This is a genomic window from Kitasatospora sp. NPDC058048, from assembly GCF_042885555.1.
GTDB lineage: Bacteria > Actinomycetota > Actinomycetes > Streptomycetales > Streptomycetaceae > Kitasatospora > Kitasatospora lactacystinica.
Window position 1 is genome coordinate 133,181 of the sequence record NZ_JBHVRT010000007.1, and the last position, 18,443, is coordinate 151,623.

5 protein-coding genes are annotated in these 18,443 nt (G+C 75.9%); 4 read left to right on the top strand and 1 reads right to left on the bottom strand.

Features of this window, described 5'->3' with window-relative positions; all coding sequences use genetic code 11:
* The first annotated feature begins 81 nt into the window (after positions 1–81).
* Both ACFVVA_RS10035 and ACFVVA_RS10040 read left to right on the top strand, forming a co-directional pair.
* Positions 82–1,305: an ROK family protein gene (locus tag ACFVVA_RS10035; RefSeq protein WP_387687665.1), complete on the top strand. Its 1,224-nt coding sequence runs from the start codon at positions 82–84 to the stop codon at positions 1,303–1,305.
* A 208-nt stretch (positions 1,306–1,513) separates the two neighbouring features.
* Positions 1,514–2,041, top strand: a complete 528-nt coding sequence (locus ACFVVA_RS10040; RefSeq protein ID WP_387687667.1) for a hypothetical protein — start codon at positions 1,514–1,516, stop codon at positions 2,039–2,041.
* Between the two features lie 130 nt (positions 2,042–2,171).
* Here the strand turns inward: ACFVVA_RS10040 and ACFVVA_RS10045 are convergent, their stop codons facing one another.
* On the bottom strand, positions 2,172–2,576 hold the full coding sequence (locus ACFVVA_RS10045; RefSeq protein WP_387687669.1) for a winged helix-turn-helix transcriptional regulator: 405 nt from the start codon (positions 2,574–2,576) through the stop codon (positions 2,172–2,174).
* Positions 2,577–2,686: 110 nt separating this feature from the next.
* Here ACFVVA_RS10045 and ACFVVA_RS10050 point away from each other — a divergent pair, with 110 nt between their 5' ends.
* Both ACFVVA_RS10050 and ACFVVA_RS10055 read left to right on the top strand, forming a co-directional pair.
* On the top strand, positions 2,687–3,367 hold the full coding sequence (locus ACFVVA_RS10050) for an NADPH-dependent F420 reductase (protein ID WP_387687671.1): 681 nt from the start codon (positions 2,687–2,689) through the stop codon (positions 3,365–3,367).
* A 707-nt stretch (positions 3,368–4,074) separates the two neighbouring features.
* Positions 4,075–18,432: a type I polyketide synthase gene (locus ACFVVA_RS10055; RefSeq protein ID WP_387687673.1), complete on the top strand. Its 14,358-nt coding sequence runs from the start codon at positions 4,075–4,077 to the stop codon at positions 18,430–18,432.
* Positions 18,433–18,443 lie beyond the last annotated feature (11 nt).

The window sequence follows — 18,443 nt, forward strand, 5'->3', positions numbered from 1 at the left end:
CCCGGACGCCGCGGGCCGGGCCGGGCCCACCCGGCCGTACCGACCCGGCCCGTGCCCGAGCACCCAGACCGGAGGAACCCGATGAGCCCCCACCAGCCGACCAGTCGCCCGGCGGCCGGGGCCCCCGGGGTGCCGTGGAACCGGCAGCGGCTGCGCAGCAACAACGAGTGGCTCCTGCTGGAGCTGCTGCGCACGGGCGGCGGATCCTCGCGCGCCCAGCTGGCCCGGGACACCGGGCTGTCCAAGCCGACGGTCTCGGCCGCCCTGGCCGAGCTGGAGCGGGCGGGCCTGGTCCGGGAGGCCGGGCGACTGGCCCCCGAGCGGGGCCGCACCGCCGTGCTGTACGAGGTCGACCCGACGGCCGGGCACGTGCTCGGCGTGGACATCGGCCGGGCCCGGCTGCGGGTGGCGGTGGCCGACCTGGCCGGGACGGTGATCGCCCGCCGGGACGTCGCCAACCGGGGCCGCTCGGCGAACGCCGTCGCGCACGCCGTGGTCGCCGCCGCGCACGAGGCGATCGCCGAGGCGGGCCTGGCCGCCGGGGACATCGTGCACGCGGTGATCGGCACCCCGGGGGTGTGGGACGAGCAGCGGCGCGGGGTGCGCTACGCCAGCAGTCTGCCCGGCTGGGGCAGGCCGGGACTGTTCGACCGGATAGGGGAGGGCCTGGGAACGGCCGTCTCGGTGGCCAACGACGCCAACCTGGCCGCGCTCGGCGAGTACACCCTGGGTGCCGGCCGGGGCAGCCGGATGTTCGCGTACCTGCTGGTCGGCACCGGCCTCGGGCTGGGTGTGGTGAAGGACGGCGAGCTGCTGCTCGGCGCGCACGGCGCGCTGGGCGAGATCGGCCTGGTCCCGCTGCCCGGGCGGCCCGGCGAGCCGGGCGCGACCATCGAGCAGGACGCCGCCGCGGACGCCGTGGTGCGTGCCGCCCGGGACTTCGGGCTGGACGGGGAGTCCGCGACGCGGCAGCTGACGGCGAAGCAGGTGTTCGAGCGGGCCCGGGCCGGGGAGCCCGCGGCGGTCCGGGCGGTGGAGCGGGAGGCCGAGCGGCTCGCCTACGCGGTGGCCGTGCTGTCGGCCGTCCTGGACCCGGACCTGGTGGTGCTGGGCGGCGGGATCGGCAGCAGCGCCGACCTGCTCCTGGAACCGCTGGAGCAGGCCCTGCACCGGCTCGCCCCGATGCGCCCGACGCTCGCGCCGAGCCTGCTGGGGGAGGAGGCCGTGCTCCTCGGCGCGGTCTCCACGGCTCTGGAGACCGCCCGCCCCGAGGTGTTCGAGCGCCGGACGGCGGGGCTGCGCTGACGGTCGATCGGCGGGGCCGGCCGGGCGGCCGCCGCGCTCGGCCGGGTTGTCCGGCCGCTGTCTTCGGCTGCTGTGTTTCGGCCGTTGCGCCCGGCCGGTGGCCGGAAGGTCTCGATCTGCCAACGAGTGGGGGTTCGGTGGACGGTGCGTGTGCGGTTCCTGCTTGAATCGCACGACTCATCCATACGGAACGGAGCGTTCTCCTCCCATGCCTTCACGGATAGCCGGTCGCCGTCGGGCCGGCCTGGCCGGATTCGCCGGACTCGTCCTCACCGTCGGTCTGGCACTGACCGGGTGCGACCCGTCGGCGGCCGACGGCGGTGCCACGGCCTCGGCCACGCCGACCGTCGCCACCACCACGACCGCGGTGACCACCCCGCCGGCGGCACCCGCCGCCCCGGCCCCTGCCCCGGTCAGCAGCCCGCCGGCCCAGCCGACGCCCGCGGCGCCGGTGGCCACGCCCCCGCCCGTCGCGCCTCCGGCCCAGCCGAGCGCCCCCGCGCAGCCACCCGTCACCAAGGCGCCGCAGCCGAAGGTGACCACCGCCCAGCCGCCGACCGACCCGGAGCCTCCGGCGGCGGCCGGCGCCGGGTGCGACATCCGCTCGGCCGCGGGCAACTGCTACGAGGCCGGGCAGTTCTGCCGCACCGCGGACCTGGGCAAGAGCACCCACGAGGCCGGCGGCCGGGTGATCTACTGTCGGATGGTCAGCGGGAAGCCGCACTGGCAGGCCTGAGGCTCCGCGGGCACGGGGCACTCCGGGCTCAGGCGCCGATGACACCCAGGGTGTCCCGGAACAGGTGCCCGTAGGCCTGGAGCAGCAGCCCGTACTCGTGTGCGGGCCTGGGGTGGTTGGGGTGCGAGCGTCAGCTGGGGTCGGTGGTGAAGCGGTCCTGGGCGGTGAGGACGGCGTCCGCGTAGGTGGCGGACCAGGCGCCGAGGGCGCGGATCGGGGGGAGGAGGGCGGCGCCGGCTTCGGTGAGGGTGTAGTCGACGCGGGGCGGGCTCTCGGCGTAGCGGTGGCGTTCGACCAGGCCGTTGTACTCCAGCCGGCGCAGCGCCTCGTTCAGCACCTTCGGGCTGATGCCGCCGATCCGGTCGAGCATCGCACGCGGGCGCAGCGGGCCGTTCTCGCCGAGGATGTAGACCACCACGCTGTCCCAGCGGTTGGCCAGCACCTCGAAGGCGACCCGGGCGCGGCAGTCCGCGGCGAAGTCGTCGCCGCCCAGCTCGGGCAGGTGTGCGTCGGTCGCGTCCACGGGTTCCGCCATGGGGACATCCTGCCCGGTCGATGCCTACCGGATGGTGTGCAACGGACTGTCTAGCGTTCGGGGCACGGCGGTTGCGCCGGACGACACGACATGGAACGGGGGGACGCATCATGCGGATCGGGATTCTGGGTACGGGTGCGATGGCGGCGGCGCTGGGCGGGTCCTGGGTGCGGGCCGGGCACGAAGTGATGGTCGGCGGGCGGGACTCGTGGGCGGCGGCGAAGCTCGCGGGTGAGCTGGGGGCCGCAGGGAGCGGGGGATTGGCGGAGGCGGCGCGGTTCGGGGAGGCGGTGCTGGTCGCGCTGCCCGCCGAGCAGGCGGTGGCGGTGGTCGGGCCGCTGGCCGGGGAGTTGGCGGGGCGGGTTCTGCTCGACTGCACCGTCCCGATGGCGCCGGGCGCGGCCGGCGAGGGTGGGCCGGTGCTGACGACGGCGGGGGCCGGTGACTCGGTCCCGGCCCGGCTCGCGGTGGTTGCGCCGGAGGCGCGGGTGGCGAAGGTGTTCGGCTTCTGCCACGAGAGCATCTGGACGCTCCCGCGCCCCGCCTTCGAGGGCGGTGTGCCGCTGGCCGTCCCGTACTGCGCGGACGACGCGACGGCGGCCGAACTGGTCGCCGGGCTGGTCGGGTCCATGGGCTGCACGGCCGTGCCTTGCGGCGGCCTGGCGCGTGCCGGACTGCTGGAGGCGGCGGCGGTCTTCGCGATCGGCGTGTGGTGGGACGGCGGCGAGGCCCGCCACGTCTTCCCGTCCCCGGCCCTGGCCCCTGGCGCGGTGGACGACACGGAGCAGTAGCGATGGGGGTGCGGATGGTGCCCTTCCCGATCAACGGCCGGGAAGGGCACCAATGTCATCGGCTTGAGGGTTGCGGCAGTCGGATGCCTCGACCGTTCCGGTCAGCTCACCTGGGCCTCGGCGGACCAGCACTGGTTCGCGTTGTGTTGCACTGCCAAAGTCCGATCGGCGTGCGAGTTGGTCGTTCGTGGGGCGCCCAAGGGGGGCGACGGGCCGTCAGATCATTGTGCTGAGACACCCATCCCGCCTTTCGGCGAGACTCCCTGGCGGCCCTGCGCGTGCCGTCTGCGTGGCGTGGACTGGTACCGGATGCCCCGGGAGAGCTTTCGGGCCGCATCGATGACCACGCGGGGCGTTGCCTCGGCACTGTTCATCGCGGCACTGGACGGGATCCGGCGGGAGCTGGGGGTGGCGCGAACTCCGGGCCCGCAGCGGTCCGCCGGAACGGACGGTTGACCCGGCCCACGGGGTGCGCGCGGCTCTCCCGCTGCGCCGCGAACCGCCCGTTCCCCGTACCGGCACCGTGTCGCGGCCTGCGCTATCGGGACGCTATGCGACTTGGGCAAGATCGACGTCGCACGTCCGGTGGCGGTACACGCCGGGCATGACGAAGGCGTCCCGGTCGGCGCGCGACCCGTGGGAGCGGGCGCCCCGCCACGGTCCGGCGACTGATGGTCCTGATCGCCGTGAAGGAGTCCGAAGTCACGATGACGCACCCCGACGGTACGGAAGCACCGCTGCTGTGGACACTGGCCGGCAGCGGCAAGGAGTCGCTGGCGGCCGGCGCGCGCGGCCTGCACGCGTACCTGGCCGGTCGTGACGACTGGAGCCCCCAGGACATCGCGTTCACCCTCGCGCGCACCGCTTCCGAGGGGAGCCGGCGGGCGGCACTGGTGGCGGACGGCCGTGACGGATTCCTGCAGCGGCTGGACGCGCTCGCCGACGGCAGGAGCATGCCCGGCCTGCTGGAGGGCGCCGCAGGGACAGGCGGGCGGGTCGCCTTCGTGTTTCCCGGGCAGGGCGCGCAGTGGCCCCGGATGGCGGTGGACCTGTTGGACACCTCCACGGTGTTCCGCGACCGGATGGACGCGTGCGCGCAGGCCCTGGAACCGTTCGTCGACTGGTCGCCGATCGACGTGCTCCGCGACCCGGACGCGTCGGGCGCACCCGCGGGGGACCGGGCCGACGTGGTGCAGCCCCTGCTGTTCGCCGTGACGGTGTCGCTCGCCGCGCTGTGGCGCTCCCACGGCGTGGAACCGGCCGCGGTGCTCGGGCACAGCGTCGGCGAGGTCACCGCCGCCGCGGTCTGCGGCGCGCTGTCCCTGGACGACTCCGCGCGGGTGGTGGCCCTGTGGAGTCAGGCCCAGGCGACCCTGGCCGGGCGGGGCGACATGGTCTCCGTCATGGCCCCGGCCGGCGAGGTCGAGCCGCGGTTGCGCCGCTGGGACGGCCGCCTCGTCGTCGCCGCGCACAACGGCCCGCGGTCCGTGATCGTCTCCGGCGACCGCGACGCCGCGGCCGAACTCCTCGCCGACCTGGCCTCGGACGCGGTGCACGCACGGCGGATCGCGGTGGGCCTGGCCGCCCATTCCCCCCACATCGACGCGATCGTCCCCCGGATGCGCGCCGACCTCGCACCGATCCGCCCCCGCACACCGCATCTGCCCTACTACTCCGGACTGACCGGGGGACGACTGGACGTCCCGGTCCTGGACGCCGACTACTGGTGCCGCAACCTGCGCAACACGGTCAGGTTCCATCAGGCGGCCGGGGCCCTGCTGCGGGACGGGTACGGGGTCCTGCTGGAGGTCAGCCCGCACACCGTGCTGACCTCTGCCCTCGCGGACTGTGCGGAGGAACACGGCGCGCAGGCCGCCGTCCTCGGGACGCTGCGCCGCGACCAGGGCGGTCCGGGCCGGTTCCTGACCTCGCTCGGTGACCTGTACGTGCACGGGGTCACCCCGGATCGGGAAGCGCTGTTCTCCGGGCAGCAGGCCCGGGTACGGGAACTGCCGGCGGCTGCCCTGGCGGCGCTCGCGGAGCCCGGCCCGGCGGACGTGAACGGGCCGGACGGCTCGGGCGGTGACCGGGATGCCGGTACCGCGTTCCGCGCGGAGCTGGCCGGATCGGACGTACCGGAACGCCGTGCCGCGCTGGCACGGCTGGTGGGCGAGGAGATCGCCGCGCTGACCGGCCGGTCCGGTCCGGTCCCCGCCGACCTGGCCTTCCTCGACCTGGGATTCGACTCCGTCACCGCCGTGGAGCTGCGCAACCGGCTGAGTGCGGCGACGGCGCTGCGCATCCCGGCGACGGTTGTCTTCGACTGCCCGACCCCGGCGGCCCTGACCGAGTATCTCTGCGCCGCGATCGGCGGCGGCCGAGCCGACAGGAACACGGACGCGGACGAGCCGGTGCGGCGGGCCGAGGACGACGACCCCGTGGTGATCGTCGGCATGGGCTGCCGCTACCCCGGCGGGGTCGGTAGCCCCGACGAGCTCTGGGAGCTGGTGTCGGAAGGTGCCGACGCCGTCTCCGCGCTGCCCGACGACCGCGGTTGGGACACCGCCGGTCGGTACGACCCCGCACCGGGGACGCCGGGCCGGTACTACCAGCGAGAGGCGGGTTCGCTCGCCGGCGCGGCGGACTTCGACGCGGAGTTCTTCGGCATCTCGCCGCGCGAGGCCCTGGCCATGGACCCGCAGCAGCGGCTGCTGCTGGAGACGACCTGGGAAGCGCTGGAGCGGGCCGGGATCGACCCGGCCACCCTGCGGCGGACCCCGACGGGCGTCTACGTCGGGGCGATGACCATGGACTACGGGCCCACTCTCGAACAGGGCGCCGACGAGGGCGGCCACCTGCTGACCGGCAACACCGGAAGCGTCGCGTCGGGCCGACTGGCCTACACCCTCGGTCTGGAGGGAGCGGCGGTCACCGTCGACACGGCGTGCTCGTCCTCGCTGGTGGCCCTGCACCTCGCGGTACGGGCGCTGCGGACGGGTGAGTGCTCGCTGGCGCTGGCGGGCGGCGCGACCGTGATGTCCACGGTCGGCATGTTCGTGGAGTTCAGCCGTCAGGGCGGTCTCGCCCCGGACGGCCGCTGCAAGGCCTTCTCGGCAGCCGCCGACGGCTTCGGCCTGGCCGAGGGCGTGGGGATGCTGCTGCTGGAGCGCTTGTCGGACGCGCGGCGCAACGGGCATCCGGTGCTGGCGGTGGTGCGGGGTTCGGCCACGAACCAGGACGGTGCGAGCAACGGACTGACCGCGCCGAACGGTCCGTCGCAGCAGCGGGTGATCCGGGCGGCGCTGGCGGACGCGGGGCTGGTGGCGTCGGACGTGGACGTGGTGGAGGCGCACGGTACGGGGACGCGGCTGGGCGACCCGATCGAGGCGCAGGCACTGCTGGCGACATACGGGCAGGACCGTCCGGCGGACCGTCCGGTGTGGATCGGCTCGCTGAAGTCGAACATCGGCCATGCCCAGGCCGCGGCGGGGGTGGGCGGTGTCATCAAGTCGGTGCTGGCGCTGCGGCACGGCGTGATGCCCAGGACGCTGCACGTGGACGGGCCGACGCCCGAGGTGGACTGGTCGGCGGGCGCCGGGCGGTTGCTGACGGAGGCCCGTGCGTGGGACGACACGGGCCGCCCGCGCCGGGCGGGTGTGTCCTCCTTCGGCATCAGCGGGACCAACGCTCACGTGATCTTGGAGTCTGCGCCGGCCGAGGCTCCGGCCGAGGCGGTGGAGGGCGCCCGGCGTCCTGGGCCGGTGGTGTGGCCGGTGTCGGCGCGCAGTGCGGAGGCCCTGCGGGCGCAGGCGGGGGCGTTGGCGGCGCAAGTGGTGGCGGAGCCCGGGCTCGACACGGCGGACGTGGGTTATTCGCTGGCGGTGGGGCGTGCGGCCTTCGAGCACCGTGCCGTGGTGGTGGGCGGGGACCGGAGCGAGTTGCTCGACGGCGTGAAGGCGCTGGCGGAGGGGCGTTTGGCACCGGGGTCGGTGTCCGGCGGCGGGTTGGTTTCCGGTCGTTCGGTGCTGGTGTTCCCGGGTCAGGGTTCGCAGTGGGTGGGGATGGCCGCGGAGCTGCTGGCCGGATCGGCTGTGTTCGCGGGGCGGATGGCGGAGTGCGAGCGGGCTCTGGCGCCTTACGTGGATTGGTCGTTGGCGGAGGCGCTGGGCTCGGAGGCGCTGCTGGCGCGGGTCGACGTGGTGCAGCCGGTGCTGTGGGCGGTGATGGTGTCGCTGGCGGAGGTGTGGCGCGCGTTCGGGGTCGTCCCGGACGCGGTGGTCGGCCACTCCCAGGGCGAGATCGCCGCGGCCGTGGTGGCGGGTGGCCTGAGCCTGGAGGACGGGGCGCGGGTGGTCGCGCTGCGTTCCCGTGCGGTGGGTGCGCTGGCGGGCCGTGGCGGGATGGCGTCGGTGCCTTTGCCGGTGGAGGCGGTGCGGGAGCGGATCGCGGGCCGGTTGTCGGTGGCGGCGGTGAACGGTCCGTCGTCGACGGTGGTGTCGGGTGACGCGGACGCGGTGGCCGCGCTGGTGGAAGAGCTCGTGGGGGAGGGGGTGCGGGCGCGTCTGATCGAGGTCGACTACGCGTCGCACTCCGCGCACGTGGAGGAGGTCCGTGAGCGCCTGCTCTCCGATCTGGACGGGATCGCCCCTCTCGCGGGTTCTGTGCCGTTCTTCTCGACGGTGACGGGCGGCTGGCTGGACACGGAGGTCCTGGACGCCGAGTACTGGTACCGCAACCTGCGGGAGACCGTGGAGTTCGGGCGGGCCACGGCGGCGTTGCTGGGGGAGGGTTTCCGGTTCTTCGTCGAGTCCAGTCCGCATGCGGTGCTGGGTGTGGCGGTGGGGGAGTCGGTGGAGGCCGCGGGTGTGGATGCGGTGGTGCTGGGGACCTTGCGCCGGGGGGAGGGCGGTCCGGCGCAGGTGTTGCGTGCGGTGGGTCGTGCGTGGGAGTGCGGGCTGGGAGTGGACTTCTCGGGTGCGTTCCCGGGGGCGCGGCGGGTGGACCTGCCGACGTACGCCTTCCAGCGGCGGCGTTACTGGCTCACGGCCCCCGCCGCCGTCCCGGCCGCCCCCGCCGAGGACCGCTGGGACGACCCGGAACTGCAGGACCCCGCCCAGCTCGCCGAAACCCTCGGGGTCGGCCGGGAAGCCCTGGACGAAGTCCTGCCCGCGCTGGCCACCTGGCGCTCCGTCAGAAGCCGTGAACGGAGGGCGGACTCCTGGCGCTACCACGTTGCCTGGGCGCCCCTGTCGGTCGCGCCGGCGGACGGCCTTCCCGGTCGCTGGCTCGCCCTGCGTCCCGAGGGCGACGACGCGGCGGCCGTCCTGGACACCCTCGGCGAGGCCGGAGCCGACCTCCTCCCGTGCGTCGTCGACGATCCGGGCGCGACCCGCGAACAACTGGCCGCCCTGCTCACGAAGACCGTCGGGGAGCAGCCGATCGCCGGCGTGCTGTCCCTGCTGTCCTGGGAGGAGCGCCCCCATCCCGACCACCCCGACCTGCCCGGTGGCCCGGCGCTGACCCTCGCGCTGGCCCAGGCGCTGGAGGACGCGGGCATCCAGGCCCGGCTCTGGACGCTGACGAAGGGAACGGCGGTCCTGGGCGGCGCGGAGCGGCCCGGACACGTCGGTCAGGCCGCGTCCGCCGCCCTGGGCCGGACGCTGGCACTGGAGCACCCGCATCGCCGCGGCGGTCTGATCGACCTGCCCGAGGTGCTGGACGTACGGGCCGCCCGCCGCTTGTGCGCGGTGCTCGCGGGAGCCGCGGCCGACGAGGAACAGGTGGCGGTGCGCTCCACCGGGGTCCACGGACGCCGTCTCCGGCCCGCGTCGTCCGTGTCGCCGAAAGCCGGTCAGGGTGGTGCGGCCGTGCGGAAGCGACCGCGATGGCGGGGCACGGTCCTCGTCACCGGTGGCACCGGTGGCGTCGGCTCGCACACGGCGCGCTGGCTCGCGGGCCAGGGCGCGGAGCGGCTGCTGCTGGTCAGCCGCCGCGGCGCCGACGCACCCGGTACGGACGCGCTGCGGACGGAACTGACGGCGCTGGGCGCCGAAGTGACCTTCGCTGCCTGCGACGTCGCAGACCCGGCCGCACTGGCGGCGCTGATCGCCGACATCCCGGCGCGATGCCCGCTGTCCGCCGTCATCCACGCGGCAGGCGTCCTCGACGACGGTGTGCTCGACGCGCTGGACCCCGCGCGGCTCGCCGTGGTGCTGCGCGCCAAGCTGACCGCCGCCCGGAACCTGCACGAGGCCACCGCGGGTCTCGACCTGTCGGCCTTCGTGGTGTTCTCGTCCGTGATGGGCGTCGTGGGCAACGCCGGGCAGGGCAACTACGCGGCCGCCAACGCGGCCGTCGACGCACTCGTCGCCGCCCGCCGGGCCGCCGGGCTGCCCGGCACGTCCGTGGCCTGGGGCGCCTGGGCCGGGCCGGGCATGCTGGCGGACGAGGTCGCCGCACGGCTGCGGGACTTCGGCATGCCGGTGATGGAGCCCGAAACGGCCGTCACCGCGATCGGCCGGGCACTCGCGGAGGACGACGAGCTGGTCGTGGTCGCCGATGTCGACTGGAGGCACTTCACCACGGGCAGGGGCCTGTGGTCCGCCGCCCTCCTCCACGGGATACCGGACCCGGCTGCCGAGAGGCCCGTCCCGGATGACACCGCACCGTCGGCGGCCCGGGAAGGCGGCGACTCCGCCGACGCCCTGCGGCAGCAGATCGCCGTACTGCCGCGCCACGAGGACCGGGTCAGGACCCTCACCGAACTGGTACGCACCCACGCGGCGACGGTCCTGCGCCACCCCGACGTCGACACGGTCCAGCCCGGAAAGGCGTTCTCCGCGCTCGGCTTCGACTCGCTGACGGCGGTGGAGATGCGCAACCGGCTCGCCGCCGTCACCGGACTGGCCCTGCCCGCCACCGTCCTGTTCGACCATCCCACGCCGTCGGCACTGGCCGACCGGCTGCTCGCGGACCTGGACCTGCCGGACGCCGCGAGCGGCACCGCCGGGCCCGCCGGCTCCGTCGATGCCGGGGCGAGCCGGGCGGCGGCACCCGGCGGCAACGAGCCGATCGCGATCGTCGGCATGGGCTGCCGCTTCCCCGGCGGGGTCGCAGGGCCCGAGGACTTCTGGCACCTGCTCTCCAAGGGCACCGACGCCGTCGGCGACTGGCCGTCGAACCGGGGCTGGGACACCGAGGGGCTGTACGACCCCGACCCCGACCACGCCGGCACCACGTACAGCATGCAGGGCGGCTTCCTGCACGACGCCCCCGAGTTCGACGCGGAGTTCTTCGGCATCTCGCCGCGCGAGGCCCTGGCCATGGACCCGCAGCAGCGGCTGCTCCTGGAGACCGCCTGGGAGGCGGTCGAGGGCTCCGGGCAGGACCCGACCGCGCTGAAGGACCGGCAGGTCGGCGTCTACATCGGCACCAACGGCCAGGACTACTCCGCGCTGCTGCAGGGCGCCGAGGGTGTGTCCGAGGGCCATCTGCTGACCGGGAACACGGCCAGCGTGCTGTCCGGGCGGCTGTCCTACGTCCTCGGCCTCCAGGGACCCTCGCTCACCGTCGACACCGCGTGCTCCTCGTCGCTGGTGGCGCTCCACCTGGCCGTGCAGGCACTGCGGCGCGGCGACTGCGAGCAGGCCCTCGCGGGCGGGGTGACGGTGATGAGCACTCCGCGGCTCTTCGTGGAGTTCAGCCGGCAGCGCGGGCTCGCCGCCGACGGACGGTGCAAGGCGTTCTCGGCGGACGCGGACGGCACGGGCTGGGGCGAGGGCGCCGGAGTGCTGCTGCTGGAGCGCCACAGCGACGCCCTGCGCCGCGGCCACCCCGTACTCGCGCTGATCAGCGGCACCGCCGTGAACCAGGACGGCGCCAGCAACGGGCTCACCGCCCCCAACGGCCCGTCCCAGCAGCAGGTCATCCGCGCCGCGCTGGCCGACGCCGCGCTGCGCGCCGACCAGATCGACGCGATCGAGGCCCACGGCACCGGCACGAGGCTCGGCGACCCCATCGAAGCGCAGGCGCTCCAGGCCGTCCACGGGCCGGCGCGCCCGGCGGACCGGCCGTTGTGGCTCGGCTCCGTGAAGTCGAACATCGGGCACACCCAGGCGGCGGCCGGGGTGGCCGGGGTGATGAAGATGGTGCTGGCCATCCGCCACGGCGAACTGCCGGGAACCCTGCACGCCGGGACGCCGAACCCGCACGTCGACTGGTCCGACGGCGCCGTCAGGCTGCTCACCGCGCACACCCCGTGGCCGGAGACCGGGAACCCGCGCCGGGCAGGCGTGTCGTCGTTCGGCATCAGCGGCACCAACGTGCACGCGATCATCGAGCAGGCACCGGCTGTCGCGCCCGCCCCGGAGCGGACCGACACCTCGGCCGCGCCCGCCCCGGACACCGCCGCCCCGGACCCCGCCGCCCCTGACACCGCCACGACGGCCACCGTGCGCCGGGCCGCCCCGCCCGTGCCGCTGCTGCTCTCGGCCGGCACACCGGAGGCCCTGCGGGCACAGGCCGGCCGGCTGGTCAGCCGGCTCGATGCCGACCCGGACGCCGAACTGGCGGACGTCGCCTACTCGCTCGCCACAGGACGGGCCCCGCTCGAACACCGGGCCGCCGTCCTGGGACGGGACCGGGCATCCGTCCGACGCTCGCTCACCGCACTCGCGCGCGGCACGGCAGCGGGCCACCTGCTCACCGGAGGCGCCGTACGCTCCGGCCGGACCGCCTTCCTCTTCCCGGGACAGGGCAGCCAGCGGGCCGGAGCCGGCGCGGAGCTCTACCACGACGACCCGGTGTTCGCCGACGCCCTCGACGAGGTGCTGACCGGCCTGGACCCGCACCTCGACCTGCCCCTGCGCGACATCCTGTTCGCCGAGCCCGGTACCCCCGGTGCGGCGCTGCTCGACCGCACCCGGTACACCCAGCCCGCGCTGTTCGCCCTGGAGACGGCGCTGTTCCGGCTCGTGCGGCACTGGGGTGTGCGGCCCGACCTGCTGATGGGGCACTCCATCGGCGAACTCGCCGCCGCCCACGCGGCGGGCGTGCTGGACCTGCCCGATGCCTGCGCGCTGGTAACGGCCCGGGGCCGGCTGATGGACGAACTGCCCGAGGGCGGGGCGATGGTGGCGGTGGAGGCCACCGAGGAGGAAGTGCGCCAGGCCCTGCTGGACGACCGCACCGGGCACCCCCTCCCGGAGACGGAAGCGGACCGCGACCCGGGCCGGGACGCGGTGGACATCGCCGCCGTCAACGGGCCCACCTCCGTGGTCCTGTCCGGTGACGCGGACGCGGTGCTGCGCCTGGCCGGGGCGTTCCGCTCCCGTGGACGGCGCACCCGCCGGCTGAGCGTGAGCCACGCGTTCCACTCCGCCCGGATGGACGGGATGCTCGACGCGTTCCGGGACGTGGCCGAGTCGCTGACCTACCACGCGCCCGGCATCGAGATCGTCTCCAACCTGACCGGGCGCACGGCCACGGCCGCGGAACTCCGTTCCCCCGAACACTGGGTGCGCCACGTCCGGGGCACCGTGCGCTTCCTGGAAGGGGCCCGCCGGCTGCGGGCCGAGGGCGCGACGACGTACCTCGAACTCGGACCGGGCGGCGTGCTGTCCGGCATGCTCCACGCCTGCCTCCCCGACGCCACCCCCACCCCCGGCGGCCCCGGCGGCCCCGGGACGGTGCCGCTGCTGCGCGACGGCCGCGGCGAGCCGGACGCGGTCCGCACCGCACTCGCCTCGCTGCACCTGCGCGGCGTGGCGGTGGACTGGTCGGCGGGCTGGAGCGGCACCGACGTGCGGCGGGTCGACCTGCCCACCTACGCCTTCCAGCGCAGGCGCTTCTGGCCGGTGGCCGCGCCGGACCCGGCCCCCGCCGCCCGGCGCTCCCGGGAGACCGAGGTCCCCGCCGGCCCCCGCCGCTACCGCATCGCGTGGGAGCCGCTCACCGCGCCCGCGGAGCCCCGCCTCTCCGGCCGCTGGCTGCTCGTCACCCCGGACGGGCCCGGTGCCGAGGACACCGCACTCGCCTGCGAACAGGCGCTCGCCGGACACGGCGCCGACGTGGCCGTGATCCGGGTCGGTGCCGCCGCCGAACGCGCCGAACTGGCCTCGCTGCTCCCGGAGTTCGGCTCCTTGGAGGGCGTCCTGTCGCTGCTGGCCCTGGCCCGGGGCCCCCGCCCGGGCCTGCCGATGCTCGACGCCTGCCTGAGCGGGACCCTGCTGCTGCTCCAGGCCCTGGGCGACAGCGGCATCGACGCACCCCTGTGGTGCGCCACCCGCGGCGCGGTGGCAGCCGACGGCACGGAGGAGGTCCGCCCCGAGCAGGCCCAGGTGTGGGGCCTGGGCCGGGTGGCGGCACTGGAGCACCCGCTGCGCTGGGGCGGCCTGGTCGACCTGCCGGACCTGCTGGACGGGCCCGCGCTGGACGGGCTGTGCGCGGTGCTGGCCGGACGGGACGGCGAGGACCAGGTGGCCGTACGCGCGCCGGCACCGCTGGGCCGCCGGCTCGTCCCCGCGCCGGAGCCCGCGACACCCGCGCCCGCACCGTGGACGCCGCGCGGCACGGTCCTCGTCACCGGCGGCACCGGAGGCCTCGGCGCCCAGGTGGCGCGCTGGCTCGCGGAGCGCGGCGCGGAACACCTCGTCCTCCTCGGCCGGCGGGGCCCCGAGGCCCCCGGAGCCGACGCGCTGGTCGACGCCCTGGCGGCGCTCGGCGCCCGGAGCACCCTGCTGGCCTGCGACGTCGCCGACCGCACCGCGCTGGAGCGGGTCCTGGAGCGGCTGCGCGACGAGGGCGACACCGTACGGGCCGTGGTGCACACCGCCGGACTCACCTCGGACACCGCGCTGATGGACTGCACGCCGGAGGAACTGGCCCGGCGGACGGCGGCCAAGACGCGTGGCGCGGCCCACCTCGACGCCCTGTTCGAAGACCGCCCGCTGGACGCCTTCGTGCTGTTCTCCTCGATCTCGGGCACCTGGGGCAGCGGCGGCCAGGGCGCCTACGCGGCAGCCAACGCCTACCTGGACGGCCTCGCCGCGGCGAGGCGCGGCCGGGGCCTGACGGCGACCTCGGTGGCCTGGGGCCCCTGGGCCGGCGCGGGTATGGCCGAGGGCGCGGTCGGCGACGGCCTGCGCCGCCACGGGCTGGTGCCGATGGCCCCGGCAGCGGCGCTCTCCGCGCTCGGCCTGGCGCTGACCCTGGACGAGGGCGAACCGGTCGTCGCCGAGCTGGACTGGAGCCGCTTCGCGCCGATCTTCGGCTCGGTCAGGGACAGTGCGCTGCTGCGCGGCCTGTCGGCCGCCCCGGAGCCCCGGGCGGCGGGCGGCGACCCCGCGGACGCGGACACCTCCGCCGGGTCCGGACCCGGCACGGGCGGCGACCCGTCGTGGTTGCACCGGCTGCACCGACTGTCCGAGCCCGAGGGCCGCAAACTGCTGACGGAACTGGTGCGGAGCGAAGCGGCCGCCGTGCTGGGCCACGAGTCGGCCGCCGGCCTCACGACCGACCGCCCGTTCCGCGAGCTGGGCTTCGACTCGCTCACCGCCGTCGAACTCCGCAACCGGCTGGTCGCGGCCACCGCTCTGCCGCTCGCGTTCACCACCGTCTTCGACCACCCGACGGCAGCCGCCCTCGCCGCCCACCTCTTCGCCGGGCTGGGCGGCACCGAACCGGACGCCGACGGCACGACCGGCACGGCCGCGACGGACTCCGCGGCCGCCGCCGGCGGCGCGGCCGGGCCCGCGACGGCCGACGAACCCCTGGCGATCGTCTCGATGGCCTGCCGGTTCCCGGGCGGCGTCCGCTCGCCCGAGGACCTGTGGCAGCTGGTGGCCGACGGAGTGGACGCGGTCGCCGCGCTGCCCGCCGACCGCGGCTGGCCGCTGGACACCCTCTACGACCCGGACCCCCTGCACCCGGGCACCTTCTACACCACCGGCGGCGGCTTCCTGGACGGCGCGGCCGAGTTCGACGCGGAGTTCTTCGGCATCTCCCCGCGCGAAGCACTGGCCATGGACCCGCAGCAGCGACTGCTGCTCGAAACCAGCTGGGAGGCACTGGAGCGGGCCGGACTCGACCCCGCGTCGGTCCGCGGCAGCGAGGGCGGCGTCTACGTCGGCGTCGCCGCCCAGGGCTACGGCACCGGCCCGCAGAACCCGTCCGACGAGATCGAGGGGCACCTCCTCAGCGGCACGGTCACCAGCGTCGCCTCCGGCCGCGTCGCCTACACCCTCGGACTCGGCGGCCCCGCCGTGACCGTGGAGACGGCCTGCTCGTCCTCGCTGGTGGCACTGCACCTGGCCGGCCAGGCACTGCGCGCCGGCGACTGCTCGTTCGCCCTGGTCGGCGGCGCCGCGGTGATGGCGAGCCCGGACGTCTTCGTCGAGTTCAGCCGTCAGCAGGGCCTGTCGCCCGACGGCCGCTGCCGCTCCTTCGCCGAAGGGGCGAACGGCACGGGCTGGGGCGAAGGGGTGGGCGTCCTGCTCGTGGAACGCCTCTCCGACGCGCGCCGCCTCGGACATCCGGTCCTCGCCCTCGTACGGGGCACCGCGGTGAACCAGGACGGTGCCAGCAACGGCCTCACCGCTCCGAGCGGCCCCGCGCAGCAGCGGGTGATCAGGACCGCGCTGGCCGCGGCGGGACTGTCCGGCGCCGATGTCGACCTGGTCGAGGGGCACGGCACCGGCACCGTGCTCGGCGACCCCATCGAGGCGCAGGCCCTGCTGGCCACCTACGGCCAGGACCGGCCCGCCGACCGCCCGCTGTGGCTGGGATCGCTGAAGTCCAACATCGGGCACACCCAGGCCGCCGCCGGGGTCGCCGGCGTCATCAAGACGGTGCTCGCACTGCGCAACGGCGTACTCCCCGGCACCCTGCACGCACAGGAGGCGTCCAGCCGGGTGGACTGGTCGGCCGGCGCGGTCCGGCTGCTCGCGGACGCCCGCCCCTGGGACGCCCCGGACGGGGACCGGCCGCGCCGGGCCGGTGTCTCCGCGTTCGGCATGAGCGGCACCAACGCCCACGCCGTCCTGGAGGAAGCACCCGCCGCCGACGCCGGCCCGCTGCCCGACGGCACGGACGGCGAACCCTCCGAGGACACCGGGACCACCGTGCCGTGGCTGCTCTCCGCCATGACGCCCGCGGCCCTGCGCCGACAGGCGCGCCGACTGGGCGAGCACCTGCGGGCCGGCCCCGACGGGGGCGCCGCCGCCCCGGCCCGTGCGCTCGCCACCACCCGCCCCGCCCTGCCCTTCCGGGCAGCAGCCGTCGGCCGCGACCGCGACGCGCTCCTCGGCCGGCTGGACGCCCTCGCGGCGGGCGAACCCGCGCCCGACGCCGTGCAGGACCGGGCGCGCGGCGGCCGTACGGCCTTCGTCTTCCCCGGCCAGGGCTCGCAGTGGGCCGGCATGGCCGTGGCGGCGCTCGACGCCTCCGCGCCGTTCGCCGCCGCCATCGCCGCCTGCGAACGGGCGCTCGCCCCGCACACCGACTGGTCCCTGACCGAGGTGCTGCGCGGCGCGCCCGGCGCGCCGACGCTCGACCGCGTGGACGTCGTCCAGCCGGTGCTGTTCGCCGTGATGGTCGCGCTGGCCGCGCACTGGCGCGACACCGGGGTCACCCCGGACGCGGTCGTCGGACACAGCCAGGGCGAGATCGCCGCCGCCCACGTGGCCGGAGCGCTGTCGCTCGACGACGCGGCCCTCGTGGTGGCGCGGCGCAGCCGGGCGCTGCTGAGGCTGGCGGGACGCGGCGGCATGGTGTCGGTCGCCGCCTCCGCCGAGCGGACCACGAGCCTGATGCCCGCCGGCGGACGCCTCTGCGTGGCGGCGGTGAACGGCCCCGACGCCGTGGTCGTCGCCGGGGAGCCCGAGGAGCTGGCCGCCCTGCTCGCGGCCTGCGACCGGGAAGGTGTACGGGCCAAGGCGATCCCGGTGGACTACGCGGCCCATTCGGCCCAGGTCGCCGAGATCGAGGACGAACTGCGCGAAGCCCTCACCGGGATACGCCCCCGTGCCTCGGCCGTCCCGCTCTACTCGACGGTGACCGGCGAACCCGTCGCCGGAGAATCGCTCGACGCCGCCTACTGGTACCGCAACCTGCGCGAGCAGGTCGACTTCGTCGGAGCGACCCGCGCCCTGCTGGACTCGGGTCACACCCTGCTCGTCGAGGTCAGCCCGCATCCGGTGCTGCTCGCCGGGATCGAGGCGGTGGCCGCGGAGGCCGGGCGGGAGGTGTCGGCGGTCGGCACGCTGCGGCGCGGCGACGGCGGCCGGGACCGGCTGCTGGCCTCACTGACCGAGGCGTGGGCGGCCGGCGGCGGTCCGGTGGACTGGGCGCCCTGGACGGGGGCCCCCGGGCCGGGCGGCCCGGCACCCGTCCTGCTGCCGACGTACCCCTTCCAGCGCGACCGGTACTGGCTGCCCACACCGGGCCGGACGGCCGCCGCGGCCACCACCGCGGCGCCGGCCGAGGAGACTCCGCAGACCGCAGGCGACGAGGACGGTACCCCCGCCGCACGACTGGCCGCCCGGCTGGCCCCACTGGACCGGCCGGCACGCCGTCAAGTGGTGCTCGACCTGGTCGTCCGGCACGCGGCCGCGGTCCTCGGCCATTCCGGAACCGGTCCGGTGCGCCCGGAACGCGCCTTCTCCGAGATCGGCTTCGACTCGATGCTCGCGATGCGGTTCAGGAACGCGCTGTGCGAGGCCACCGGGCTGGCCGTCCCGCCGACGGTCGTCTTCGACCACCCGACGCCCGAAGTGCTCGCCGCCCACCTGGACGCGGAGCTGTCCGCCGCGCCCGAACCGCCCTCGCCGCTGCTGGCCGAGCTGGACCGGCTGGCCGCGCTCCTCGCGGCCGTCCCGCCCGGAGCGGCCGACACCGACGGGGTCGGCGAACGACTGAACGAACTGCTGCGCGGCTGGGGCCGGCGCGCCGGCGCACCGGGCGGCGAGGCACCACCGCCAGGACCGGTGGGCGACATCGCCACGGCGATGGAAACGGCGACAGCGGACGAGCTGTTCGCCCTGATCGACAACGACTTCGGCAACGCCTGAGAGAGAGCTGG

Bases quoted from the DNA above. Each gene is read 5' to 3' on its own strand.
- ACFVVA_RS10035 (WP_387687665.1), top strand. From the start codon at position 82: ATGAGCCCCCACCAGCCGACCAGTCGCCCGGCGGCCGGGGCCCCCGGG.
- ACFVVA_RS10040 (WP_387687667.1), top strand. From the start codon at position 1,514: ATGCCTTCACGGATAGCCGGTCGCCGTCGGGCCGGCCTGGCCGGATTC.
- ACFVVA_RS10045 (WP_387687669.1), bottom strand. From the start codon at position 2,576: ATGGCGGAACCCGTGGACGCGACCGACGCACACCTGCCCGAGCTGGGC.
- ACFVVA_RS10050 (WP_387687671.1), top strand. From the start codon at position 2,687: ATGCGGATCGGGATTCTGGGTACGGGTGCGATGGCGGCGGCGCTGGGC.
- ACFVVA_RS10055 (WP_387687673.1), top strand. From the start codon at position 4,075: ATGACGCACCCCGACGGTACGGAAGCACCGCTGCTGTGGACACTGGCC.